Source organism: Paraburkholderia susongensis, assembly GCF_900177725.1.
Taxonomy (GTDB): Bacteria; Pseudomonadota; Gammaproteobacteria; order Burkholderiales; family Burkholderiaceae; genus Paraburkholderia; species Paraburkholderia susongensis.
This window is the reverse complement of sequence record NZ_FXAT01000005.1, coordinates 510,714-533,525: the sequence shown is the minus strand read 5'-3', so window position 1 is coordinate 533,525 and position 22,812 is coordinate 510,714. Positions and strand designations below refer to the sequence as shown.

At 64.3% G+C, this 22,812-nt stretch carries 23 protein-coding genes; 11 read left to right on the top strand and 12 right to left on the bottom strand.

The window, feature by feature from the left end; genetic code table 11:
- Window positions 1-46: 46 nt before the first annotated feature.
- A complete protein-coding gene (locus B9Z01_RS18585; protein ID WP_085485591.1) occupies window positions 47-1,255 on the top strand; it encodes an ABC transporter substrate-binding protein in 1,209 nt (402 codons plus the stop codon).
- A gap of 137 nt (window positions 1,256-1,392) precedes the next feature.
- On the opposite strand, the gene B9Z01_RS18580 is transcribed toward B9Z01_RS18585, so the two are convergent.
- From B9Z01_RS18580 to aptA, 5 genes are all read right to left on the bottom strand, one after another.
- Window positions 1,393-1,644, bottom strand: a complete 252-nt coding sequence (locus tag B9Z01_RS18580) for a hypothetical protein (RefSeq protein WP_085485589.1) — start codon at window positions 1,642-1,644, stop codon at window positions 1,393-1,395.
- Window positions 1,645-1,824: 180 nt separating this feature from the next.
- Complete coding sequence (locus B9Z01_RS18575) at window positions 1,825-3,255, bottom strand: DHA2 family efflux MFS transporter permease subunit (protein ID WP_085485587.1); 1,431 nt, start codon at window positions 3,253-3,255, stop codon at window positions 1,825-1,827.
- A complete protein-coding gene (locus B9Z01_RS18570; protein ID WP_085485585.1) occupies window positions 3,248-3,814 on the bottom strand; it encodes an isochorismatase family protein in 567 nt (188 codons plus the stop codon). The genes B9Z01_RS18575 and B9Z01_RS18570 overlap by 8 nt, the downstream gene beginning before the upstream one ends.
- Window positions 3,815-3,880: 66 nt before the next feature.
- Complete coding sequence (locus B9Z01_RS18565; RefSeq protein ID WP_085485583.1) at window positions 3,881-4,342, bottom strand: MarR family winged helix-turn-helix transcriptional regulator; 462 nt, start codon at window positions 4,340-4,342, stop codon at window positions 3,881-3,883.
- Window positions 4,343-4,621: 279 nt separating this feature from the next.
- A complete protein-coding gene (aptA, locus tag B9Z01_RS18560; RefSeq protein WP_085485581.1) occupies window positions 4,622-5,950 on the bottom strand; it encodes an omega-aminotransferase AptA in 1,329 nt (442 codons plus the stop codon).
- Between the two features lie 248 nt (window positions 5,951-6,198).
- Between aptA and B9Z01_RS18555 the strand changes: the two genes are divergently transcribed.
- On the top strand, window positions 6,199-7,614 hold the full coding sequence (locus B9Z01_RS18555; protein ID WP_085485768.1) for an aminotransferase-like domain-containing protein: 1,416 nt from the start codon (window positions 6,199-6,201) through the stop codon (window positions 7,612-7,614).
- Window positions 7,615-7,629: 15 nt separating this feature from the next.
- Here B9Z01_RS18555 and B9Z01_RS18550 read toward each other — a convergent pair whose 3' ends face one another.
- Window positions 7,630-8,253, bottom strand: coding sequence for a LysE family translocator (locus B9Z01_RS18550; protein ID WP_085485579.1), 624 nt, complete (start codon window positions 8,251-8,253; stop codon window positions 7,630-7,632).
- 257 nt (window positions 8,254-8,510) lie between these two features.
- Here B9Z01_RS18550 and B9Z01_RS18545 point away from each other — a divergent pair, with 257 nt between their 5' ends.
- The gene (locus B9Z01_RS18545) at window positions 8,511-9,413 is read left to right on the top strand and encodes a glutamate/aspartate ABC transporter substrate-binding protein (RefSeq protein ID WP_085485577.1); all 903 of its coding nucleotides are present in this window, start codon (window positions 8,511-8,513) and stop codon (window positions 9,411-9,413) included.
- Between the two features lie 275 nt (window positions 9,414-9,688).
- Complete coding sequence (locus B9Z01_RS18540; protein ID WP_244196066.1) at window positions 9,689-10,024, top strand: hypothetical protein; 336 nt, start codon at window positions 9,689-9,691, stop codon at window positions 10,022-10,024.
- 105 nt (window positions 10,025-10,129) lie between these two features.
- Here B9Z01_RS18540 and B9Z01_RS18535 read toward each other — a convergent pair whose 3' ends face one another.
- The 3 genes from B9Z01_RS18535 to B9Z01_RS18525 all read right to left on the bottom strand — a co-directional run bounded on the left by B9Z01_RS18535 (window position 10,130) and on the right by B9Z01_RS18525 (window position 13,622).
- Entirely contained in the window at window positions 10,130-11,929 is a 1,800-nt protein-coding gene (locus B9Z01_RS18535) for a chloride channel protein (RefSeq protein WP_085485573.1), read from the bottom strand.
- 2 nt (window positions 11,930-11,931) lie between these two features.
- Window positions 11,932-12,348, bottom strand: coding sequence for a MarR family winged helix-turn-helix transcriptional regulator (locus B9Z01_RS18530; RefSeq protein WP_085485571.1), 417 nt, complete (start codon window positions 12,346-12,348; stop codon window positions 11,932-11,934).
- 107 nt (window positions 12,349-12,455) lie between these two features.
- Window positions 12,456-13,622 (bottom strand): HPP family protein, encoded by a 1,167-nt coding sequence (locus B9Z01_RS18525; RefSeq protein ID WP_208626078.1) that lies wholly within the window; start codon window positions 13,620-13,622, stop codon window positions 12,456-12,458.
- Window positions 13,623-13,936: 314 nt separating this feature from the next.
- On the opposite strand from B9Z01_RS18525, the gene B9Z01_RS18520 reads away from it, so the two are divergent.
- From B9Z01_RS18520 to B9Z01_RS35610, 3 genes are all read left to right on the top strand, one after another.
- Window positions 13,937-14,254 (top strand): DUF1840 domain-containing protein, encoded by a 318-nt coding sequence (locus B9Z01_RS18520; protein ID WP_085485567.1) that lies wholly within the window; start codon window positions 13,937-13,939, stop codon window positions 14,252-14,254.
- 156 nt (window positions 14,255-14,410) lie between these two features.
- A complete protein-coding gene (locus B9Z01_RS18515; protein WP_085485565.1) occupies window positions 14,411-14,875 on the top strand; it encodes a universal stress protein in 465 nt (154 codons plus the stop codon).
- A 127-nt stretch (window positions 14,876-15,002) separates the two neighbouring features.
- Window positions 15,003-15,140: a hypothetical protein gene (locus B9Z01_RS35610; protein ID WP_167387513.1), complete on the top strand. Its 138-nt coding sequence runs from the start codon at window positions 15,003-15,005 to the stop codon at window positions 15,138-15,140.
- A gap of 18 nt (window positions 15,141-15,158) precedes the next feature.
- Here the strand turns inward: B9Z01_RS35610 and fabI are convergent, their stop codons facing one another.
- Window positions 15,159-15,950 (bottom strand): enoyl-ACP reductase FabI, encoded by a 792-nt coding sequence (gene fabI, locus B9Z01_RS18510; protein ID WP_085485563.1) that lies wholly within the window; start codon window positions 15,948-15,950, stop codon window positions 15,159-15,161.
- 279 nt (window positions 15,951-16,229) lie between these two features.
- Here fabI and B9Z01_RS18505 point away from each other — a divergent pair, with 279 nt between their 5' ends.
- Genes B9Z01_RS18505 through B9Z01_RS18495 form a run of 3 tightly spaced genes read left to right on the top strand, consistent with a single transcriptional unit; the run spans window position 16,230 to window position 18,598 of the window.
- Complete coding sequence (locus B9Z01_RS18505; RefSeq protein WP_085485766.1) at window positions 16,230-16,508, top strand: hypothetical protein; 279 nt, start codon at window positions 16,230-16,232, stop codon at window positions 16,506-16,508.
- Window positions 16,505-16,828, top strand: a complete 324-nt coding sequence (locus tag B9Z01_RS18500) for a hypothetical protein (RefSeq protein ID WP_244196065.1) — start codon at window positions 16,505-16,507, stop codon at window positions 16,826-16,828. The genes B9Z01_RS18505 and B9Z01_RS18500 overlap by 4 nt, the downstream gene beginning before the upstream one ends.
- Window positions 16,829-18,598 carry a PepSY-associated TM helix domain-containing protein gene (locus tag B9Z01_RS18495; RefSeq protein WP_244196064.1) on the top strand — a complete coding sequence of 590 codons (1,770 nt, stop codon included), beginning with the start codon at window positions 16,829-16,831 and terminating at the stop codon, window positions 18,596-18,598.
- Between the two features lie 17 nt (window positions 18,599-18,615).
- Here B9Z01_RS18495 and B9Z01_RS18490 read toward each other — a convergent pair whose 3' ends face one another.
- Window positions 18,616-19,182 carry a TetR family transcriptional regulator gene (locus B9Z01_RS18490; RefSeq protein ID WP_085485561.1) on the bottom strand — a complete coding sequence of 189 codons (567 nt, stop codon included), beginning with the start codon at window positions 19,180-19,182 and terminating at the stop codon, window positions 18,616-18,618.
- An 81-nt stretch (window positions 19,183-19,263) separates the two neighbouring features.
- Here B9Z01_RS18490 and B9Z01_RS18485 point away from each other — a divergent pair, with 81 nt between their 5' ends.
- Window positions 19,264-20,157, top strand: coding sequence for an SDR family oxidoreductase (locus B9Z01_RS18485; RefSeq protein WP_085485559.1), 894 nt, complete (start codon window positions 19,264-19,266; stop codon window positions 20,155-20,157).
- 124 nt (window positions 20,158-20,281) lie between these two features.
- Here B9Z01_RS18485 and B9Z01_RS18480 read toward each other — a convergent pair whose 3' ends face one another.
- Window positions 20,282-22,483 carry a TonB-dependent receptor gene (locus B9Z01_RS18480; protein WP_085485556.1) on the bottom strand — a complete coding sequence of 734 codons (2,202 nt, stop codon included), beginning with the start codon at window positions 22,481-22,483 and terminating at the stop codon, window positions 20,282-20,284.
- Window positions 22,484-22,812 lie beyond the last annotated feature (329 nt).

Here is a 22,812-nt window from a genome sequence, read left to right as displayed (position 1 = left end):
GAACGCCTCAAAAAAACCAGCAATCCTTCTGATAACGGAGAAACGCATGACCACGCGCGCAGGACGGATCTCTCGCTTCATGGTGTCGACCTTGTGCTCGTTCGCCGCACTCGGCGCGAGCGCCCAGCAGACCATCAAGATCGGCGAGATCAATAGTTACAAGGCGCAGCCCGCCTTTCTCGGACCCTACAAAAACGGCTGGAATCTCGCGCTTGAGCAGGTGAACGCGGCGGGCGGCGTGCTCGGCAAGCAGCTCGAAGTGGTGTCGCGCGACGACAACGGCAACCCCGGCGACACGATCCGCGTCGCGCAGGAACTGATCGCGCGCGAGCAGGTGCAACTGCTGTTCGGCGGCTTCCTGTCGAACACCGGCCTCGCGCTCGCCGACTTCGCGAAGCAGAAGAAGATTTTCTTCCTCGCCGCCGAGCCGCTGACCGACAAGATCGTCTGGGCCGATGGCAACAAATACACGTACCGTCTGCGTCCTTCGACGTACATGCAGGTCGCCATGCTGGTGCCGGAGGCGGCGAAGCTGAAGAAAAAGCGCTGGGCGCTCGTGTATCCGAACTACGAGTACGGGCAATCGGCGGTCGCGACCTTCAAGAAGCTGCTGAGCGCCGCGCAGCCCGACGTGCAGTTCGTCGTCGAACAGGCAACGCCGCTCGGCAACGTCGACGCGGGCGCCGTGACCCAGGCGATCGCCGACGCGAAGCCCGATGCGATCTTCAACGTGCTGTTCGGCGCGGACCTCGGCAAGTTCGTCCGCGAGGGCAATACGCGCGGGCTCTTCAAGGATCGCGCGGTGGTGTCGCTGCTGACCGGCGAGCCGGACTACCTCGATCCGCTCGGTGCCGAAGCGCCGACCGGCTGGATCGTGACCGGCTACCCGTGGTATTCGATCGATACGGCCGCGAACAAGCAATTCGTCGACGCGTACCAGGCCAAGTATCACGACTATCCGCGCCTCGGCTCGGTGGTCGGCTATTCGGCGCTGATGTCGATCGCGGACGGGATCAAGAAGGCCGGTTCGACCGATCCGGACAAGCTCGCCGCCGCGTTCAAGGGACTCAACGTGCAGACGCCGTTCGGGCCGGTCATGTATCGCCCGCAGGACAACCAGTCGACGATGGGCGCGTATGTCGGCGTGACCGGCGTGAAGGACGGCAAGGGCGTGATGACGTCGTACCGGTATATCGACGGCGCGAGCGTGCAGCCGTCGGATGCCGAGGTGAAAAAGCTGCGGCCGGCGGACTGAAGGCCCGGGTGCGTGTCAGCGGCGCACATGCCGCAGATGACGGTTGCGCACCGGCTTCGCGACCCTGCGCCCGTGGCAGCCATTGCCGCGGGCGTGCTGAAAAGCGGGCGCCGCACCGTTACGCGCGCCCGCGCAAACTACTCCTCCGCGTCGTGCTCGGTAACGAAGCGCTTCAGATAAGCGAGCACGGCCGCCTCGATCGCACGATGATCGGCGGTGCTCTTCGAGCCCGCGTTCTCTTCGTCACCGAACAGTGTGCATGGCGCGTCGTGCACGTCCACTTCCTGCCCCTCGCGAAACACGCGAATTTCGTGGACGTCTTCGGCGTACTCGGCGACCCAGTGCACGCCCTCGATATGCGCGCCCGCGCGAACGGTAGGTATCTTCATGGACATCTCCTGTCGATCGGAGCGAGCGCTTCAGCACTCACCCCGATCCCATGCAAAGCCGTCGGGGCGGACCATGCGCCGACCCTTGTCCACAACCATACGCCGTCCTGCTGACAGGCGCGAGTCCCGCCCGCCAAATTGCCGGAGTTTGGTGGCGATTCACGCGGATGCGCGAATCAATCAACCCTCGACGACGGCAAGCGGTAGCCGCGTGGTTGCCATGCACGTCAGTCCATGCAGCGCGCACAACGCGATGAATGCCCACATGTACGGCCCCGGCATCCACTGAGCGGCATGCGCCTGCTCCTTCAACTGCCAGGCGAGCAATAAGGTGCACAGCGTGGTCCAGGTTGGGCCGCCGAGTCGCTGGACGATATTCATCGTCGTCGTTGCCATCGGCAGATGCGGTCGCTCGACCGATGCATACGCCGCGGATAGCGATGGCGCGCCGATGGCGCTCAGTCCCATCCCGCGCAGAAAAAGCGCCGGGGCAAGGACAGACGGATGAAGGCCATGGCGCGCCAGCCAGACAAACGGCAACGTGCCGAGCAGCGAAAGCAATGCGCCGCTCAGGGCAAGCTTGCGTACGCCGAACCATGTCGTCAGCTTGCCCATCCATAGATACGTGACCAGCATGCCCAGGCCCATCGGCATGAGCATCCAGCCCATTTCTCCGGGCGAGCGGCCACAGGCGTCGATCAGGAACATGGGCACCAGCGCCTGGCCGGCGAACATCGCGCCGTTCGACAGGAACTGCGTCGAGGCCACGGCGCCGAAGACTTTGCCCCGAAAGAGCCCCAGATCCAGCAGCGCGCGATCACCCTTGCGGCGCTGCACGTACAGAAAGGCCATCAGCAGCGTGACGCTGACCGGTAACGTCACCATGCCGGCAGGCTCGCCAAGCCGCGCGCAGCCGTAAAGAAAGAGGACCAGCGCTGGCGATAGCAGCATGAGCCCCAGCCAGTCGAGTTCGCGCGGCTGCGTCTGGGTTCGGTCGTGCGGCAGGAACCGCCATGCCAGCACGAGCGCGAGCACGCCGATCGGCAAGTTCAGCAGAAACAGCCAGCGCCAGGATGCATGCTGCAGGATCGCGCCCGCGACCAGCGGCCCGAGAATCGGCGCCGCGAGCACGGGTAGGGCCACGTAGCCGATCACACGCGCCATCTGCACGCCCGCCGCGCGCGCGACGATCATCTGCGCCATCGGCGCGAGCAGCCCGCCGCACGCGCCCTGCAGCACGCGAAAGCCGATCAGGGAAGGCGCGGACCACGCCATGCCGCACAAGGCCGACGTGAGAGTGAATGCCAGAAAACACCACAGATAAACTGCCTTCGCGCCGATCCGGTCCACCAGCCAGCCGCTCATCGGCAGAACCAGCGTGAGCGTCAGCAGATAGCCGCTCGTCACCCATTGAATCGTCGCGAGACTGGCATGCAGTTCTGATGCGAGACTCGACAGCGAGACGTTCACGATGGTCGCATCGAGTTGCGACAGCAGCGAGCCAATCGTCGCTACGGAGATGATCTTCCATTGCGCGGCACCGAGCCGCCTCGCGGATTGGTGGCGGGACGCGGAATCCACGCCCTCGGCATTGCCGGCATCTTCAGGCATCGCGCCGATCCAGAGCCTCGCAGATGGCCTGCGCCGTGCCTGTTTCTCCCAGTCGCGGGAAAATCCGCGACAGACTGTTTTCGTGAGCTTCCGCGCTCAGTTCAGACATCGCGTCGATCGCGAGCGTCACGTTAAACCCCAGTTCATGCGCCTGACGCGCGGTGGATTCCACGCCGATGCTGGTCGACACTCCCGCAAGAACGACCTGCGTGACACCGCGTGCGCGCAGATGCGTTTCGAGATCGGTGCCGGTGAAGGCTCCCCAGGTCCGCTTCGTGACCAGGTGGTCGTGCGGCTGCCGGTTCAGCTCGGGCAGCAGTTCCATCCAGTCGTCGGGCATCGACATGGCCTGATACGGTTGTTCATTGCGGCCTGGGGCGACGCCCGCGACGTTGACGAACACTATCGGCAAATCGTGGCGGCGGAAGGCCTCCACAAGCATGACAGCGCTTGCCACGGTCTGGCTGAGCGGAGGCACGACATTGGGCAGAATGGTCACGCCTTTCTGCAGATCGACAACGATCAGTGCGGTCTTCGGGTCAATAGCCGTGATGCTCATGCACTTCTCCTGCGAAATTGAAAAGAACTGCGAGTTGAAGGGTTAACTCGACGGGTTAAACCAGATTCATATCGAGCCGCCCGATGGCGGGTTGCCTAATCGCCTGAGCAACGGAATGGCAGCTTCCAGTGCCCGCATCTCCTCGGGCTGGAAGGTGGCCAGCGCCGCCATCATCCATTCGCGCTTCGCGACGCCGCGCCTTCTGCGTTCTTCGGCGCCCGCGGCAGTCAGTACGAACAGGATCTGGCGTCCATCGGTCGGATGCGGGCGCCGCTCGACCAGGCCGTCTTCTTCGAGGCCCGCGAGAATCGCCTTCATCGACTGAGGCTTCATGGCCTCCATACGCGCCAGATCGGCAGTTGTCGCCGGGCCTTGCCGCTCAAGCCTCGCAAGCGCGCCCATTTGCGACAGATTCAGTTCGTTCGGATTGCCTTCGGAGCGTAGCCTGCGGACGATCTGACCCAGGGCCAGCATCAGGTCGGCGGTGATGGTTTCGGCAGAAGGGGCGGGGTGGCGGTTTTTCTTCATGTGCGCATCATAGATATAGAAAGTTTATCTTGCAAGATTGACTTGCAAGTTTATCTGTTTAATTTCTTGTGAAGCCGTTTTTTTCCGGTGCGAACCGGTATCAGATCAGGCGCAGATACGCGAGTTGAAAGACTCGGTTCCCAGGAGCTCGATAGGGCCGCGCTGAGGCGTGGTAGCCCAGCGAATCGCGGTGCAGGGGTCATCGTGAAATAAAAAAAGCGGCGACACGCCTTGGCGTGCCGCCGCTTCGTCGCGACGCGAGCGTCGTGCCCGCCGCGCTTACTGCACGGTCGCGAGCACGTCGCCGACCGTCTTGAAGAGGTGCGCGATCTGTTCCTCGTCGATGATGAGCGGCGGCGAAAACGCGAGGATGTCGCCCGTGAAGCGGATCAGCACGCCCGCCTCGAAGCATTTGACGAACGCCTCATAAGCGCGTGCGCCCGGTGCGCTGTCGCGCGATTCGAGTTCGATGCCCGCGACGAGGCCGAGGTTGCGCACGTCCTTCACGTGCTTCGCGCCACGCAGCGCGTGCGCGGCAGCCTCGAACTTCGGCGCGAGACCGGCCGCGCGCTCGAACAGGTTTTCGCGGCGATACAGATCGAGCGTCGCGACCGCGGCGGCGGCCGCGGCCGGGTGAGCTGAATACGTGTAGCCGTGGAACAGTTCGATCGCGCCCGGCGCGCCGCTGCCCACGACCGTGTCGTGGATCGTGCGGCTCGCCGCGACCGCGCCCATCGGGATCGACGCGTTGTTGATCGCCTTCGCCATCGTAATCAGGTCCGGCGTGACGCCGAAGTGCTCGCTCGCGGTGGCTTTGCCGAGACGCCCGAAGCCGGTGATGACCTCGTCGAAAATCAGCAGGATGCCGTGCTTCGTGCAGATTTCGCGCAGCTTCTGCAGATAGCCTTGCGGCGGAATCAGCACGCCGGTCGAGCCGGCCACCGGTTCAACGATCACTGCGGCGATCGTCGACGCATCGTGCAGCGTGACGATCCGCTCCAGTTCCTCGGCCAGATGCGCGCCCCACGCGGGCTGACCCTTCGAGAACGCGTTGTGTTCGAGGTCGTGCGTGTGCGGCAGATGATCGACCGCGGGCAGCAGCGCGCCCGAGAAGGTTTTGCGATTCGGCGCGATGCCGCCGACCGAAATGCCGCCGAAGCCCACGCCGTGATACCCGCGCTCGCGGCCGATCAAACGCGTGCGCTGGCCTTCGCCGCGCGCGCGGTGGTAGGCGAGCGCGATTTTCAGCGCGGTATCGACCGATTCGGAGCCCGAGTTCGTGAAGAAGATACGGTCGAGCCCGGCCGGCATCAGCCCGGCGACTTTGGTGGCCGCTTCGAACGCGAGCGGATGGCCCATCTGGAAGGTCGGCGCGAAATCGAGCGTCGAGAGCTGTTGGGTGATCGCCGCGACGATCTCCGCGCGGCCGTGGCCTGCGTTCACGCACCACAGCCCGGCGCAGCCGTCGAGAATCTCGCGCCCGTCGGTGCTGCGGTAGTACATGCCCTGCGCCGATTCCAGCAGGCGCGGCGCGGCCTTGAACTGGCGGTTGGCGGTGAAGGGCATCCAGAACGACGACAGGTCTTCGATGACGGGGCGCGAAGTCATGGTTTCTCCTCGATGAGGTGGGTAAAGGGCGAAAGGACGAAATGACGAAAGGGCGTAGCGCAACTGTAGCGTCCGCGGTTTAATGTCGGCATAAACAGTTGACGAAGTGTGGTGCTAACTGTGCTGGCAGATTCGTGCGAACTGTCTCGTTGCGCTCGTTTCGCGGCACGAGCAGTCCGGCATCGCATCCGCCCAACCCCAGCCGGCCGCCGCAGCCTGCTTTTTCGCCAGGACTCATCGCCCGCATCATGATCGAACTGGAACTTCAGCGCGACCGCCGCGCCGCGCCGACGCTCGTCGAGCAGGTCGTGCAAGGCTTCGCGCGCGCGATCGAGGCGCAATCGCTGCGCGCGGGCGCGCTGCTGCCGTCGGTGCGGCAGCTCGCGCACAGCCACGCGCTGAGCACTTTCACGGTGACCGAGGCGTATAACCGGCTCGTGTCGATGGGGCTCGTCGTCGCGCGGCGCGGCTCCGGCTATCGCGTCGCCGCGCGCGGGCCGGCCACGCGTGCGACCGCCGCCGACTGGCAGCCGCCGAGCCTGACCGCGACCTGGTTGCTGTCCGACGTGTTCGCCGACCACTCGGTGCCGATCAAGGCCGGCTGCGGCTGGCTGCCGAGCGAATGGATCAACGAGAGCGGCCTGCAGCATGCCTTGCGTGTGGTGAGCCGGGTGCCGGCTGTGCGCCTTGGCGACTACGGGCATCCGTACGGATTTGCGCCGCTGCGTGAACGAGTCGCCGAACAGCTCGACCGGCGCGGCCTGCCGGTCGACGTGACGAACGTGCTGCTCACTCAAGGCGCGACGCAGGGGCTCGATCTGATCGTGCGCACGTTGCTGCGCGCGGGCGACGCGGTGATCGTCGAAGACCCCGGCTATTGCAATCTGCTACAGATCCTCAAGCTCGCCGGTCTCGTCGTGCACGGCGTGCCGCGCACGCCGGCAGGCGTCGATACCGACGTGCTCGACACGCTGGTCGCGCGGCACAAGCCGAAGGCGATCTTCGTCAACACGACGCTACAGAATCCGACCGGCGCGACGTTCGGCATGTCGGCCGCATTCCGCTTGCTGCAGATCGCCGAGCGCGAGCGCATGTGGGTGATCGAGGACGATGTGAGCCGCGAACTGGCGCCCTCCGGCGCGCCGCTTTTTGCCGCGATGGAGGGGCTGCAGCGCGTGGTGTACGTGAGCGGCTTTTCGAAGACGGTTACGCCCGCGCTGCGCTGCGGCTATGTGGTCGCCGAGACGGCGGTGCTGCGCGAACTGGCGCGCACGAAGATGGCAGTGGGGCTGACCTCGTCGGAAACGATCGAGCGGATCGTCGAGAAGGTGTTGCTCGAAGGGCGTTACGCGCGCCATGTCGAAACCGTCAACGAAAGACTCAAGCTCGCGCATGCGGCGCTCGAGGAACGGCTCGATGCGCTTGGACTCGAGATATTTCACCGGCCGCGCGCGGGGCTTTTCCTGTGCGCGCGCCTGCCGGTCGAGCCGGAGCGCGCCGGCGAGGTCGCGACGGCCGCGCTCGCGCACGGCATCTGGCTCGCGCCGGGCTCCTATTTCCGTCCCGACGACGCGCCGAGCGCATGGTTCCGCTTCAACGCGCCGTATTCGACCGACGATGCGTTGTGGCGCTTCATCGAGCGGGTCGGACGAGGGGCGCTGTAGGAGTTGGCGGCGCGCTCAGGCGCCGTGACCCAGCAGTCTCAACGCGATCGGATACAGCGAGGCCACCAGCAGCAGTGCCATCGCCACGTTGAAAACGCGCAGCCGTTTCGGATTCGACAGCACCTGCCGCATGGCCGTGCCGAAACCTGCCCACAGGCAGATGCACGGAAAACCGATCACGTAGAACACCACTGCCATCGCGACGACGTTCATGCCGAAGCTCTCGCTCAGGTGGATCGTGGTGGCGGCGGTGAGCACCATCATCCAGGCCTTCGGATTGACCCACTGAAACGCGATAGCCTCGTGAAAGCGCATGGGCCGGCGCTCGCCCTTCTTGAGTTTCAGTTCGCCCGAGGTGCCGATTTTCCACGCCAGATACAGCAGATAAACGACGCTGACGACTTCGAGCACCGTGTACAGCACCGGGAAATGCACGAACGCTTCGCCAAGACCGATGCCGACCGACAGCATCAACAACACCATCCCGGCGCTGATGCCCGACAGATGCGGCAGCGTGCGGCGAAAGCCGAAATTGACGCCCGAGGCCAGCAGCATCGTGTTGTTCGGACCGGGCGTGATCGAGGTGACGAGCGCGAACAGAATGCCGGCGGGTAGCGCGCTGAGACTGACGAAGGACATGGGGGCTCCGGTATCGGCGGAAAGACGAATGGCACGTGGGGCTCATTCTAGCGACACTTGCCTGTACAGTACCTGTACGGTTTTTGGGATGGTGTCCGGTACGGATCAGGTGTACCGGAGCGGCTTGGGAAGCGGTGCTGCGTCGCACTCGGTAGTTAACATATGTTGCAATTATTTTTTTAATGGCAACATATGTAGACGGCTCGTAAAGAAGCCCGCAATCCATGAGAACCATGCCGTACGATCGGAGAAAACCCATGAAAGTCATGAACTGGTCCGTTGCCGCCGCGCTCGTTGCCCTGAGTTCGGCGAGTTCGAGCGCTTTCGCGCAGGACTCGCAGTCCACGCTCGCGAAAATCCAGCAAAGCGGTGTGATCGCGATCGGTCACCGCGAAACGTCGGTGCCGTTTTCGTATGTCGATGCGAACAACGAGGTGATCGGTTTTTCGCAGGATCTGTGCAACAAGGTCATCGAGGCGGTCAAGGTAAAAACGAAACGCCCCGACCTCAAGGTGCGCTTCATTCCGGTGACGTCGCAGAACCGTATTCCGCTCGTGCAGAACGGCACGGTCGATCTCGAATGCGGCGTGACGACCAATCTCGCGGCGCGGCAAAGTCAGGTGACGTTTGCCGATACGTTCTTCGTTGCGACGACGCGGCTTCTGACGCGCAAGGATTCCGGCATCAAGGACTTTCCTGATCTCGCGGGCAAGACCGTCGTGACGAATCAGGGCACGACGTCCGAGCGCATTCTGCGCAAGATGAACGAAGACAAAAAGATGAACATGCAGATCATCAGCGCGAAGGATTACGGCGAAGGGCGGCTCACGCTCGAAAGCGGCCGCGCGGCCGCGTACATGATGGATGACGTGTTGCTTGCCGGTACCCGCACGCTCACCGCGAAGCCGTCGGACTGGATCATTACCGGCACGCCGCAATCGTCGGAAGCGTATGGCTTCATGATGCGCCGCGACGATCCCGAATTCAGAAAGCTCGTCAACGGCACGCTCGAACAGGTGATGAAAGGGCCGGAAATCCACACCATGTACGACAGATGGTTCGTGAAGCCCGTGCCGCCGAAGAACATCAGCTTTGATTTTCCGATGAGCGCTTCGCTGAAGCAGCTTTACGCGACGCCGAACGACAAGGCGCTCGAATAACGGCGTTTTAGCGCTTGTGATGCCGTGCGGTGCTGTCGCGCCCGCACGGCGGTCATCTGGAGGTCATCTATGCGCAGCCGCTAGCGAACGGCGTTTCTGTGGCAGTCCCCGTGGCAGTCCTTGTAGCAGTCCTTTTCTCTTTCTTCTATACCTGATAGAGGCAACGCGTTTCGGCCAATCAGGCGGCTGCGCGATTCGAAGGGAGACGCAAAGTGACCGGGCTAACAGAGCATGCAGGGGACGGACGGGCTTTCCTCAGTGGAATCTTCCGCTCTATGCCGTTGATGGCGGGCATCTTCCTGTTCACCGCGAACGCGGCTGCGGAAATGCGCTCGATTACGATCGTATCGGGCACCTATGGCGAGAACTGCGGCGCGCCGCGCGGCAACATGACTCATGACGTCGCGCGCCATTGCAATGGGCGCGCGAGCTGCGATTACACGATGCCCGGGATATATAAAGACGGGCTGGTCAGCGCGTGCAGGAGCGATTTTCTTGCCGAATGGCATTGCGACGGCACGGATCTTCACAGCGCCGCGCTGAGCGCCGGTGCGAAATCGGGCGATACGCTCGTGCTCAGTTGTGTCGAGTCACGTGGCGCGGGCAAATAGCCAGCGCGTGTTAGCCGTGGAGCGCGCGCTGTGCGAGCGGAAGTTGCAAATAGAAAGGCCGAGGCCATGACTGGCCTCGGCCTTTCATCTTCAATGGCGATTTTTTCAGCCGGTCTTGCGAACCGGCGCAAAGCGCCGTTTGCCAAGCGACGGTCCAATGCGCCGGAAGCGTTCCCGCTTGTGTTCTTCCTCGAAGTGCGTGAGCGACGGTTTGACGAGGTCGCTGCGTGACACGATGCCGACAAGACGCATGCTCCTGGCGTCAGCCACCACCGGCAAGCGTTCGAGACCGAGCACGGCGAGGCGCGTCGCGACGAGCCGGCATGTTTCGGATGACAAAGCAAATGCGGTGCTCTGCTGGGCGAATACGTCGGCGAGCGTCATGGCGCGTTTGCGTTCCGCCTCTTCGGCGCAAAAGCGTTCGAGCAGCATGCGATCGGCCACGCCGATCACCGCGCCGTCGCGCACCACCGGATAGGCACGGCGCACCTGGTTCGCGCCGAACAGCGTTTGCAGCGTTGCGCCGACCGTCTGGCCGGCATCGACCGATTCGACCGAGGCTGTCATCACTTCATCGACATAGTGGCGCTCGAGTGGATCGACGCCGTACTCGCGATAGATGTGATAACCGCGGCGCGCGATTTTCTCGGTCATGATCGAGCGCCGCATCACCACGGTCGCAAAGCCGTGCGCGATCAGCGTGGCGGTCAATAGCGGCAGCAGTGCGTTGCTGTCGTGCGTGAGGCCGAACGCGAACACGATGGCCGTGAGCGGCGCGCCAAGCGTGGCGCCGAGCGTCGCGGCCATGCAGACGAGCGGCCACAACGCCGGCTCGCTGCCCGGCAGCCAGTGTGCGAGCACCGTGCCGAGTCCGGCGCCGAGCATCAGCAGCGGCGCGAGCACGCCGCCGGACGTGCCGGAGCCGAGCGCCACGACCCACATCACCGCCTTCACGGCGAGCAGCACGAGTGCGACCTGTACCGCGATGTGCTGGTGCAACAGGTCGCCGATCACGTCGTAACCGACGCCAAGTGCGCGCGGCTCGAGCCATCCGCCGATACCGACCACGATGCCGCCGAGCGCGGGCCACCACATCCAGTGGATCGGCAACTTGCCGAACAGGTCTTCCACTTTGTACAGCGAGGCGGACAGTCCCGATGCCAGCGCGCCCGACAGCACGCCCGCGATGGCGCATGAAATCAGCGCCCAGGCATTGGGCGCGACGGTCTGAAGCGGAAACAGCGGACCTGTGCCGAAGAAAATCGCGCGGGTGAAACCGGCGACCGCGCAGGCCACCGCGACCGGCAGGAAGCTGCGCGGCCGCCATTCGAACAGCAGCAGTTCGACCGCGAGCAGCACGGCGGCGAGCGGCGTGCCGAACACCGCGGTCATGCCCGCGGCGGCGCCGGCGACCAGTAGCGTCTTGCGTTCCGCCGACGTGACCTTCACGCACTGCGCGATCAGCGAGCCGAGCGCGCCGCCCGTCATGATGATCGGGCCTTCCGCGCCGAATGGCCCGCCGCTGCCGATCACGATGCCCGACGACAGCGGCTTGAGCACGGCCACTTTCGGCGACATCTTGCTCTTGCCGAACAGGATCGCTTCGATCGCCTCGGGAATGCCGTGGCCGCGGATTTTTTCGGAGCCGAAGCGCGCGATCAGCCCGACGATCAGCCCGCCGATCACCGGCACGCCGATGACCCAGAGGCCGAGCGTATTGGTAGCGGGCGACCGTTCGACGAACGACAGCGTGCCGAAGAAAAACAGATTGGTGAACAGACGAATCAGGTTCAGCAATACGAAAGCGGCAAGCGTACTCACCATGCCGATGCACGCCGCCAACGCAAAAATGCCGGGCAACCGTGCATTGGTCGAAAAGTCGCGCTTGTGGGAATCCATGCTCATAGTTAGTCGAAGTCGATCTGTGGAATCTGGAAAGAACCTTCGAGCGATTTCAATTCAGCGCGGTGCAATTCCGCGAGACGCTCGAGTACCCGCTCGCCGGCTTTTTCGAGGTGCACTTCAACCTGGCGGCGATCGGTTTCGCTGACCTGGCGGCGCACGAGCTCGAGCGCTTCGCAGCGCGACACCAGTGCGACGACGCCGTGATGCTGCGCCTGCAACCGCTCCGCGAGTTCGCCGATGCTCGCCCAGTCGCGCTCCGGATAACCCTTGATATGCAGCAACAGCAGGTATTGCAGCGGCGTGATGCCTTCGTTCTGCGCGGCCTGTTCGGAGAACCGTTCGAAGCGCCGCATCTGGTAGCGAAATTGCGACAGTTGTTCGAAGTCGCTCTTGTTCAGCTTGCGAGACCGTACTTTCATGGGTTATCCGCTGATGTGAAGAAGCTGCAAATATATCATATAGTGATGTATTTGGTCGAATTGCGGCCCTTGTACGCGACTTGCGCGTTGTCTTTTTTCAGTTAGTCCTAAGCCGCCTGGCGGGCTTTGGCGACGGTTTGCCGGTAAAGCCCGGAGATCAGATCGACCTGCGTAATCATGCCGACCACACGCCCCGCGTGATCGAGCACCGGTACGTGGTGATGGCCGAAGTTCGCGAACATTGGCACGAGTTCGGTAATCGGCGCGTTTGCGTTGACGGTACAGACTTCGGTGGTCATCACGCTGCCGACGTTGGGAGTACGAAGCGCGTCGCCGCGCAGCCAGCCGTCGAAGTAGTCGAGGATCGGCGCGAGCGCTCCGAGGCTTCTCTTGTCGACGAAATCGGCGCGCGTGACGATGCCGAGCAGTTTCTGCTCCGCGTCGACCACCGGGAGTGCCTTCACCTTGTTGCGCTTGAACAGATCCCAGGCGCCCGCCGCGCGCGTGGCCGCGGAGACCGACACGACGTGGCGGGACATGATGTCTTCGCAACGCAGTTCGTCGAAACTGCGCGAGAACGCCTGAAGCTGCGTTTCGCGCAGCAGCGAATAGAGATCGTCGGGATCGATGTCGAGCATTTCGCCGCGGCGCGCGAGAACCGCTTCGACGTCTGCTCGCGCAAAGCCGACACGCGATGCTTCGTCGGCGGCCTGGCTGGCCGTGGCGCGATCCTGGCGGCCCGCATGCGGATAGCGGTGGCCGGTGGCGGCGTGATAGGCGAGCGCCGCGAACAACAGCGCGGCCGACTGAATCGCAATGGGTTCGAGCACGAAGCGGTAGCCGAGCGCATGAATCACTGGGCCGCCCAGCACCGCGGTCAACGCGACAGCGCCCGACGGCGGGTGCACGCATCGCAGCGCGAACATGCCGCAGATCGACAGCGCAACCGCTAGCGCGGCCGCGAGAGTCGGATCGCCGATCAGTTTCGCGCAGGTCACGCCGATCGTCGCGGATACGAGATTGCCGCCGATGATCGACCACGGTTGCGCGAGCGGACTCGCGGGCACCGCGAATAGCAGCACCGCGGAGGCGCCCATCGGCGCGACGAGCAGCGGAATATTCGCAGCGGGCCCGAGCAGCAGGTACATGAGCCCGCCCGTGAACGCGATGCCGAGCAGTGCGCCGAGGCACGATCGCGCACGCTCGTGCCATTTCACGGCGACCGGTGCGGGGAGAAAGCTGGCAAGCCAGCCAAGGACGAAGGAGCGGGACAAGATAAGGAAGAAGCAGAAAGTAGTCGATGATGCCGGGCCCGACATTACCGGGGAAACCCTGGCAACGCGAATACACTCTGGTCATGATTATATTTCAATGTGATATAAAACGCCGGTTTTGCGTGTCGCAGTGCGGAAAAGCCGTGGCGTTGCGCCGACAATCGACAGTCGTGCCTCACGGGTGGACTGCGCGCCGGATGTATCGGCATCGGGCGGCGGTCGTGCATTTTTATCATGTTGTGATATAAAATGACCGCAGAAGATCGAGCCGGCTCGGTGACTGGCGCGGCTCGCCCATCCAGAAAGGAGCTGTCATGATGATTACATTTCAATCGACAGCGTCACCGGACGTCGTGATGCTCAGGGATCTTGCGCAATATCTGCTGGGCTTGATCGGCAAGCGGCTCGGCGAACGTGGCGTCATCATGCACGACGAGCTGCCGCATGCGATCGATCGGCTCGAAGCCGCGATCTCGGAAGACGCGACCGCGGAAGCGACGCTCGAAGCGTTACATCATTCGGCGGGCAATCGCCGTGACTCGCGCAACCGGCTCTCGCAGCGCGCATGGCCGTTTCTCGACATGATGCGCGAAGCGCGCAAGAGCGACGCGGACATCATCTGGGGGCTTTGAAAGCGTTCCATTGATGACTGCGGAGAATCGAAAATAGTGAGCGCTTGACCGCGATTCTTTATGTATTTGCGTGGCAGCCTGGCGGCGCTGTATGTATCATGAATTGACATATAATGAATGACTAATATGCCGCGAAAGCAGTGCAGGGGAAACGATATGTCGAGCTTCAATCGCATTCTTCTCTGTTACGACGGAACGCGCGAAGGGCAACACGCGCTAAAGGACGGCGCCGTCCTGGCGCAAGATCTGAACGCGCAGGTACACCTGCTTTCCGTACTCAACAATACGGCCTGGATGCAGGGCGCGGATATTACTTCCGCGGTGCCGGTCGATTTCATCAACGAGTCCGCGAAAAACCTGCTCGACGAAGGATTGAAGAAACTCGCTGCACGCGGAATTCACGCTACGGGGCATCTCGCGATCGGCGAGCCGCTCGAGCAGATTCCATTCTTCGCCAAAGATCTGAACGTCGATCTCGTCGTCGTGGGGCATCGTCGCAGTCACGGACTCGCGCGCTGGTGGGGCGGCCGTCACGACGGCCTGCTGCTCGACCGGGTCACGTGCAGTGTGCTCGTGACGATGGGCGCGGAAGCCGATGCACCTTCGGCGGCGGCCGGCTGAAACGCCACCGGCGTGGGGGCTCCTTCACGTTGTCCGAGCCATGCGAAGGCTCATTTCCATGCTATGTCATAGAGTGATATATTCAGGCGCAGCGCTTCATTGATCTGCCTTGGCATGGAGGCACGCCATGAGAGACGTCGAAGAACAGTTCCGGCACCCGCAGCCTGTGAAACACAGCGACAACGAAAAGAGCAAGCTGCCGCAGCGCGACGACGACCAGCACAAGCAGAAGAAAAAGCCCGAGGGCGAGCCGCCTGTCGAATGACGCGCGGCATCGGTCCGCTTAGTTCGCGCGTCCGTCCATGATGCTGACGCCACCGTCGACGAAAATCGTGTTGCCTGTCATACGCCGCGCGTAGGGCGTCGCGAGAAACGCGCAGGTGTAGCCGACGTCCATGATGTCCACGAGTTCGCCGATCGGCGCGCGCGCGGCGGCTTCGTTGAGCAGCAGATCGAAGTCCTTGAGCCCCGACGCCGCGCGCGTTTTCAACGGCCCCGGCGAGATTGGATGCACACGGATGCGTTGCGCTCCGAGTTCATGCGCGAGATAGCGGCACGACGCTTCGAGCGCGGCCTTGACCGGGCCCATCAGATCGTAGTTCGGCACGACGCGCGTCGCGCCGAGGTAGCTCATCGCGAACAGCGAACCGCCTTCGTTCATGAGCGGCGCCGCGAGTCGGGCCATGCGGATGAACGAGTGGCACGAGATGTCCATCGCCTGCGCGAACCCTTCTGCGGAGCTGTTGAGCAAACCGCCTTGCAGATCGTCCTTCGGGGCGAACGCGATCGAGTGGACCGCGACGTCGAGCCGCCCCCAGCGCTCGCGGATCGTGTCGAATACGGCGTCGAGTTCGCCGGGCTTCGCGACGTCGAGCGGCAGGAAGATTGACGCGCCGAGTTCTTCGGCCAGCGGCTCGACATAGGCTTTCGCCTTGTCGTTCAGGTAGGTGATCGCGAGATCCGCGCCCAGCTCACGGAAGGCGCGCGCACATCCATAGGCGATCGAATGTTCGTTGGCGATGCCGACAATCAGCACCTTGCGTTGCGCGAAGGGCTGCGCGGACAGCTTCTCCATGCTCATTTCTCCGGTCGGTCGAACGAGGTCGTGCGTCCCGGACACGGGACGCGGAACGGCATGTGCTGCACTGCATCAACCCGTGCAGTGTAGATGGCGCAGTTGCGGCTGACAAACAGGATGGAGAACGCGGATCCCGGGCACGGATGCCGGACGGGTGAGTGTTGGGTGGGCGTTGAAAACCCGAGCCTCGCCGCCCGAATCTCATGCTTACGTGTATGATAATGATTCTCATTAATCAGCGTGGGCAACACCAGCCTCACGCTGCTTCGCCGAATCATGGGGAATCTTCTGATCGTCGCGTCGGCCGTGGCCGGCGCGCTCCTGTTTTATCTCAGCTCGCCGGGCCAACGCTGGCTGCGCGCGCCGTGGCCCTCGCGGCCAGCGCGTATCGTGGCCGCAGCATGCGTTGCGCTCTCGCTCGTGTGTGCGGCGCGTGCGTTTCAGCCCGCGACATCGTTATCGGTTGTCGTGACGACGCTGATGGCGAGCCTGACCGCCTGGCCGTTCATCGGCGCGTTGATCGAGCGTGGCCGTGCGCGGCGCACCGCGCGATGATGCGCGAGCGCGCCACCCGCGCCACCGGTCGCGCGGCCGGGTCGATCGAACACGATCTGCTCGCGAAATTCGTGGCTGGCATCGTTGGCGGCTTCGGTCTCGCGATCGCGGCAAGCGCGTTGTTCGCGCGGCTCTCGCCAGGCGGCCTGACCGCGGCGAGCAAATTTCACGTTGCAATGTGGCTCGTGCCGCCGCTGTGGATCGCGGCCGCTTCCGCGTCGTTCATGTTTCGTAGCGGCGCGCGCGCGTCGGGGTGGCTGGCGTTGAGCAATCTCGCTGCGTTTGCACTGGTGCTGCTGTGTCAGCACGTGCCGCTGTGAATGTTCGATCGAGGCGCGCGCGCCGCGCTGCCGCTTCTGCCGCCGCTTCTGCTTCCGTTACCGTGCTTCCGTCATTCATTCCGCGAGCGGGCCGCCCGCCAGCCGTTTCAGTTCCGTCTACCGTTCAGCATGCGCAGCGACATTCTTCGCGTCTATAAGACCGTTCATACGTGGACCGGCATCGTTGCCGGTCTGCTGCTTTTCATCGCGTTCTACGCAGGCGCGATCACGATGTTCAAGGACTCGCTCAGCGACTGGACCACGCCGCCCGCCGTCGCGGCGTCGCCGACGGTGCCGCTCGAGCGCGCCGACGCGCTGATCGAACGCACGCTCGACGCGCATCCGGCCGCGCGCAAGCTGTTCACGCTGGCGCTCGTCGGCGGGGACCGCGTGCGGCTGTCGTGGCAAGCGTCGCCGGGGCAGCGCTGGGACGCATGGCTCGACGACGCCGGGCAACTGCACACGGCGCAAAGCCGGCCCTCGGACGCGGCGCGCTTCATCGACGTGCTGCATATGACGGCGGGTGTGCCGGGCGGCTACGACGTCGGCATGGGCGTAATGGGCGTGGTCTCGCTGCTGTACGGACTCGCACTCGTGTCCGGCGTGATCGTGCTGCTGCCGACGCTCGTGAAGGATCTGTTCGCGCTGCGCATCGGCAGGAATCTGAAGCGGATGTGGCTCGATGCGCACAACGCGATCGGTATTCTGAGCCTGCCGTTTCATCTCGTGATGGCGCTCTCGGTCGTCGCGTTCGGCTTGAGCGACTACATCTTCAACGTGCAGGACAAGGTGATCTACGACGGCGCGCTCAAGCCGATGATGCTCGCGCAGAACCCGTACTTCGCGAAGGCGCCCATCGTGCCGCGCGCGGCGTCCGGGCCCGCGCCGGTGATGCTGCCGCCCACCCGGCTACTCGCGAAAGTGCGCGAGCGCGCGCCGCGCTTCGAGCCGGCCGCGCTGCGCTATCGTCGCGCGGGGCAGCCGGGCGCGACCGTGTTCGTGGCCGGTGGCGATCCGCGCTATCTCGCCCGCGACGGCGGCTTCGCGTTGATGGACCCGTTCACCGGCAAGTTTCTCAACGCGCAGTTTCTGCCGGGCGGCGACAACGGCAACAACTGGTCGGCGTCGACGAGCGCGTTCTACGCGCTGCACTTCGGCAGCTATGGCGGCGCGCCGGTGCAATGGGGCTATTTCGTGCTCGGGCTCGCGGGCGCGTTTCTGTTCTATTCGGGCAACCTGCTGTGGATCGAAAGCCGGCGCAAGGCGATGCGGCGTGACGGCATGCCTGTCACGCAGCGGCACTCGGCGTTCGTGATGGCGTCGCTGACGGTCGGCGTCGCGCTCGGCTGCATCTGCGGAATTTCGCTGACGCTGCTCGCGGGCAAGCTGCTGGCCGGACGCGTCGACGACCTGCACACGTGGCATATCGGCCTCTACTACACGGTGTTCGTTGGTTCGATTGCGTGGGCGATGGTGCGCGGCGCGGCACGCGGCTCGGTGGAACTGCTCGCGCTCGCGACGTTGTCGAGCGCGGCGATTCCGCTCGCGAGCCTGGTCGGCGCGCTCGCGCCCGCGAGCGGACTGTGGTTTTCCGCCGATGCGGGGCCGCTCGGTGTCGATATCGGCGCAGCGCTCGGCGCGCTGTGTTTCGCGTGGATGTGGCGCAGGACGCGTCGGCGGATCGCGTCCGACCGGACGGATAGCGTGTGGTCGTTGCGCGCGGAGCAGACATCTCGGTCTTGCCGGCAACGGGGTGTGGCTCAACAGTGAGCCAGTCGGTGAGCCGGTCAGTTGGCCACGAGCGTTCTCAGTCGCGCCAGCGATTCCTGCACGATCCCGCCGTAGCTGCGCCGCTCGTCCTCGCCGACCCATTGTGCGAACGCAACCCGAAAGACGGCGATGCCTGCCTCGGCTGCGAGGCTCGCGTCCGGCTCGCCGACACCGCGCTCGCGCAGTGCCTGAGCGAGCGCCGCGGACAGCCTCGCCAGCTTGATCAGCTCGCGCTCGCGCAGGTCCGCGTTGGCTGCGATCACCGTGCTGCGCAGACGCGAGAATGGGCGCAGGTCGTCATCGAAGAACTCGCCGGCCTTCATCAAGGCGGCGGCGATCGCATCTACCGCTGAAGCCTCGGCTGGCGCATCGGCCAGCGCATCGACCATCGTCTGCTGAAGATGTTCGGAGCCATTGAAGAGCACTTCGCGCTTGTCGGCGAAGTAGCGAAAGAACGTGCGCGCAGTCAGCCCCGCGCGCTCCGCGATGGCCGCGACGGTCGTCTGCTCGTAGCCGATCTCTCCGAACAGTTCGATGGCCGCCGCGCGGAAGCGGTTCTCGGCATTGGGCTCCCAACGACCCATGTTCCCTCCAGTTTTTTGTTGACACAGAGTGACATCATAGGCCTATACTGATGTCACTCAATGACATCAACGGAGTTTCCCATGCGAATTCTCGTCACCGGCGCCTCGGGCTGGATCGGCTCGGCCAGCGTCAAGGAACTCATCTCCGCAGGACACCATGTTCTCGGCCTCGCCCGCAGCGACGAGTCCGCAGCCAGAATCGCCGGGCTTGGCGCCGAGGTGGTGCGCGGCAGCCTGGACGACCTTGCCAGCCTGCGCGGCGCAGCCGCGCTCGCCGAGGGTGTCGTGCACCTCGGCTACAAACACGACTTCTCGCAGATGGCGGCCGCGGCGCAGACCGATCGCGCGGCCATCGACGTGTTCGCCGATGCGCTGCAAGGCACGGGCGGTCCGCTGCTGATCGCCTCGGGCACAATGGGACTGGCTCCGGGCCGCGTGGGCACCGAGCAGGACATGCCGAATGCCGGGATCCACCCGCGCATCGCCAACGCGGCCTACACGCTGGGCCTCGCTGATCGCGGCATCCGGTCGATGGTCGTGCGCTTCGCGCCGACGGTGCATGGCGCGGGCGGCGACCACGGATTCGTCGCGGTGCTGGCGCGCATCGCTCGCGAAAAGCGCATCTCGGGCTACATCGACGAAGGCCAGAACCGCTGGACGGCGGTGAACCGGCTCGATGCCGGCAAGCTCGTACAACTCGCGATCGACAAGGCCACGCCGGGCAGCGTGCTGCACGCCGTCGCCGAGGAGGGCGTCGCCACGCGCGACATCGCGACGGCGCTGGGGCAGTCCCTGGATGTGCCAGTGGGATCGATTCCCGCCGAACGCGCGCAGCAGCACTTCGACTGGCTCGGCATGTTCTTCGGTATCGACGCCGCGGCCTCCAGCGCACGCACGCGTTCGCTGCTGGGTTGGGAGCCGACGCACGGAACGCTCCTGGAAGACATCGCGGCTGGACACTACCCCGGAAACTGAGCGCGGCGTGGCTGGCTACGCACGGCCTCGCGCGCCTCGGGCTGCAGTAGCGCGGTGTCCTTCCCGTGGTCGGGCGGGTAAGGGGTAAAGGGTAAAGGGAAGCGTCTCTCGCGACCTGGTCGGCTTAGAAATCCGTCGTCATCGACATCAGGAACGTGCGCGGCGCGCCTTGCGTCAGGTAACCGCCAGTCGTCGACGCCCAGTACGACTTGTTCGCGACGTTGAACACGCTTGCGCGGAACGTGGTCGGCTTGCCGAACAGCACCGTTGCGTAGCGCGCGCCGAGGTCCACCGTGTCCCACGTCGGAATCGACAGCGTGTTGGCCGTGTTCAGATACTGCGGACCCGTGTGCGTCCAGCGCGCGGTCAGCGTGAGGCCGTTGACCATCGGCACGTCGTATTCGGCGCCCAGATTGAAAAAGAAGCTCGGCACGCCGATCGGCCGCTTGCCGTCGGTGGCGGCGCTGCCGGTGTCGAGCTGCGTCGCGTTGATGTAGGTCGCGCCCGCGATCAGACGGACGCCCTTATATGGCTCGCCGAACACCGATGTCTCGATACCGCGATGCCGCTCGGTGCCGTCCGCAACGAAGATGTTGGCGCTATTCGTGAAGGTCTGCGGCTTGTCGATCTGGAACGCGGCGATCGACGCGCCGTATTTGCCGTTGTCGTATTTCGCGCCCACTTCGTATTGCTTCGAGCGCTCGGGCGGGAGTTGCTGGCCGAAGTTCGCCGCCGACGAAGGCGCGACCTCGCCGGCCGCCAACCCCTCGCTGCGGTTCGCAAAGAGCGCCACGTTCGCCCACGGCTTGACGACGAGGCCGAACAGCGGCGTCGTGATCGAGTCGTTGTAGTTCTGCGTCTGCTTGCCGGTGTAGTCGAACGTGTTCGAGAGAATCGACTGATGGCGCGCGCCGAGCGTCAACAGCACGCGATCGTTCAGGAAGCCCAGCGTATCGGACACGGAGACGCTACGCAGCAGCGTGAGCGCCGTGGTCCGCGGATCGGCCATGTTGCCGCCGGTATACAAGGTGGGCGGCGACGGCACCTGCGGCGTGTTGTACAGGTCGGTGTCGAACGAGCCGCTCATCGTGTAGGCCGACTGTGCGTCGACCCGCACGATCGACGCGCCCGCCGTCACGAAGTGCGAAACCGGACCGGTGTTGAAGCGGCCGCGCACGCCGGTTTCGGCGGAGGTCGCGTCTTCCTTGTGCGGGACGGTCAGGCGCGTGGCGGTCGTGCCGGTGTCGCCGAAGTACGGCGACGAATAGCTGCCCTGTTCGTCGGTATGGCGCGCGCCGCCCGCGACGTAGGCGGTCCAGTTCGGCGCGAAGTCGTACTCGGCGCGCAGGATGCCGACCGTGTCTTCGAGCGATGCGTAGGTCCACGTCTGCGCGAAGTTGTAGGTTGCCGACGGCGTGTCCGGCACGGTGTCGCCGGTGACGAACACGGTCGGGCGGCCGCCGTTGACGCGCTGGCGCTGATACAGGAAATCACCGTACAGACGCAGCTTGTCGCCGCGCCAGTCGAGCGAAACCGCAGTGGTGTTGTCGCGCCGGTGTTCGCCGTCGATCGAGGTTGCGCCGTCGCGATTCGCCTGGTTCACGCGAATGCCGAACTGGTCCTCGCTGCCGAAGCGCCGGCCTACGTCGATGTGCGCGCCGATTTCACCCGAGCCGCTGCCTTCCAGCGTGACGCGGGTGATGGGCTTGTCGTCCGCGCGTTTCAGTTGCAGGTTGACGCCGCCGCCGATCGCCGAGCCAGCCGGCGACGCACCGCCGAGGAACGCATTCGCACCCTTGAACACGTCGACGCGCTCGAGCGCGTCGGTTGCGACCAGTTGGCGCGGCGTGATGCCGTAGAGCCCGTTCAACGATACGTCGTCGCCTTGCAACTGGAAGCCTCGGATCACGATCACCTGCGAGAAGTTGCCATAGCCGTAAGCCGTGCGTACCGCGGGATCGTTCGCGAGCACGTCCGCGATCGTGCGGGCCTGCTGGTCTTCGATCAGCTTCGACGTGTACGTCGTCATGCTGAACGGCATGTCGATGTTCTTCTGCTGGCCGAGCACGCCGAAGTCGCCGCCGCGCGCGACCTGGCCGCCGCGGAAGGTCGGCGCGAGGTCGCCCGGCAGCACGTCCTTGGCGGCCTGAACCCGGACGGTCGGCAGCGTGCTGTCGGTGGTGGGAGCAGGAGCAGGGTCGGCGGATTGGGCTGAGGCAATGGCCGGGGCGGCGAAGGCCAGGGCGATGGCGGCGCGGATCGTGGCGCGATGGAGGGCGGTTTTGGCAGGCGCGACCTGCGGTTCATACGGGCGTGAAACGGACATGAAATGGAAGATTGGCGTGGTCGTCGGTGCTCCGTCCAGGGGCGCTCACTCGAATCCGGACCGCATGTTTTCTGCGTGCGCGGAAGATGCGGTTCGATGTAAGTCATCAACGTACGGAACGAAAGGTTCGCCGTAATTATAGTGAAAATAAGAATCATTCCTATTGCATAAATACAACGTTTTAAGTGCCGAATGTAGAAAGAATGGGGGTGCGATGAGGAGGAGCGTGCCTTGCCGCGCTAATTGTGCGTCGCGGCGGGCACGGAACAGGGCGTGTTATTCGTTGATATTTTTAATCGCAAGCTGCCGCGCATGTTCGCGGCATTGTC

Coding starts and splice junctions, on each gene's coding strand:
- B9Z01_RS18495 (WP_244196064.1), top strand. CDS start 16,829: ATGTTCGATCGAGGCGCGCGCGCCGCGCTGCCGCTTCTGCCGCCGCTT.
- B9Z01_RS18565 (WP_085485583.1), bottom strand. CDS start 4,342: ATGAAGAAAAACCGCCACCCCGCCCCTTCTGCCGAAACCATCACCGCC.
- fabI (WP_085485563.1), bottom strand. CDS start 15,950: ATGGAGAAGCTGTCCGCGCAGCCCTTCGCGCAACGCAAGGTGCTGATT.
- B9Z01_RS18575 (WP_085485587.1), bottom strand. CDS start 3,255: ATGCCTGAAGATGCCGGCAATGCCGAGGGCGTGGATTCCGCGTCCCGC.
- B9Z01_RS18540 (WP_244196066.1), top strand. CDS start 9,689: ATGCCGTTGATGGCGGGCATCTTCCTGTTCACCGCGAACGCGGCTGCG.
- B9Z01_RS18555 (WP_085485768.1), top strand. CDS start 6,199: ATGATCGAACTGGAACTTCAGCGCGACCGCCGCGCCGCGCCGACGCTC.
- B9Z01_RS35610 (WP_167387513.1), top strand. CDS start 15,003: ATGAGAGACGTCGAAGAACAGTTCCGGCACCCGCAGCCTGTGAAACAC.
- B9Z01_RS18585 (WP_085485591.1), top strand. CDS start 47: ATGACCACGCGCGCAGGACGGATCTCTCGCTTCATGGTGTCGACCTTG.
- B9Z01_RS18500 (WP_244196065.1), top strand. CDS start 16,505: ATGATGCGCGAGCGCGCCACCCGCGCCACCGGTCGCGCGGCCGGGTCG.
- B9Z01_RS18530 (WP_085485571.1), bottom strand. CDS start 12,348: ATGAAAGTACGGTCTCGCAAGCTGAACAAGAGCGACTTCGAACAACTG.
- B9Z01_RS18485 (WP_085485559.1), top strand. CDS start 19,264: ATGCGAATTCTCGTCACCGGCGCCTCGGGCTGGATCGGCTCGGCCAGC.
- B9Z01_RS18580 (WP_085485589.1), bottom strand. CDS start 1,644: ATGAAGATACCTACCGTTCGCGCGGGCGCGCATATCGAGGGCGTGCAC.
- B9Z01_RS18480 (WP_085485556.1), bottom strand. CDS start 22,483: ATGTCCGTTTCACGCCCGTATGAACCGCAGGTCGCGCCTGCCAAAACC.
- B9Z01_RS18535 (WP_085485573.1), bottom strand. CDS start 11,929: ATGAGCATGGATTCCCACAAGCGCGACTTTTCGACCAATGCACGGTTG.
- B9Z01_RS18550 (WP_085485579.1), bottom strand. CDS start 8,253: ATGTCCTTCGTCAGTCTCAGCGCGCTACCCGCCGGCATTCTGTTCGCG.
- B9Z01_RS18570 (WP_085485585.1), bottom strand. CDS start 3,814: ATGAGCATCACGGCTATTGACCCGAAGACCGCACTGATCGTTGTCGAT.
- B9Z01_RS18490 (WP_085485561.1), bottom strand. CDS start 19,182: ATGGGTCGTTGGGAGCCCAATGCCGAGAACCGCTTCCGCGCGGCGGCC.
- aptA (WP_085485581.1), bottom strand. CDS start 5,950: ATGACTTCGCGCCCCGTCATCGAAGACCTGTCGTCGTTCTGGATGCCC.
- B9Z01_RS18520 (WP_085485567.1), top strand. CDS start 13,937: ATGATGATTACATTTCAATCGACAGCGTCACCGGACGTCGTGATGCTC.
- B9Z01_RS18545 (WP_085485577.1), top strand. CDS start 8,511: ATGAAAGTCATGAACTGGTCCGTTGCCGCCGCGCTCGTTGCCCTGAGT.
- B9Z01_RS18505 (WP_085485766.1), top strand. CDS start 16,230: ATGGGGAATCTTCTGATCGTCGCGTCGGCCGTGGCCGGCGCGCTCCTG.
- B9Z01_RS18515 (WP_085485565.1), top strand. CDS start 14,411: ATGTCGAGCTTCAATCGCATTCTTCTCTGTTACGACGGAACGCGCGAA.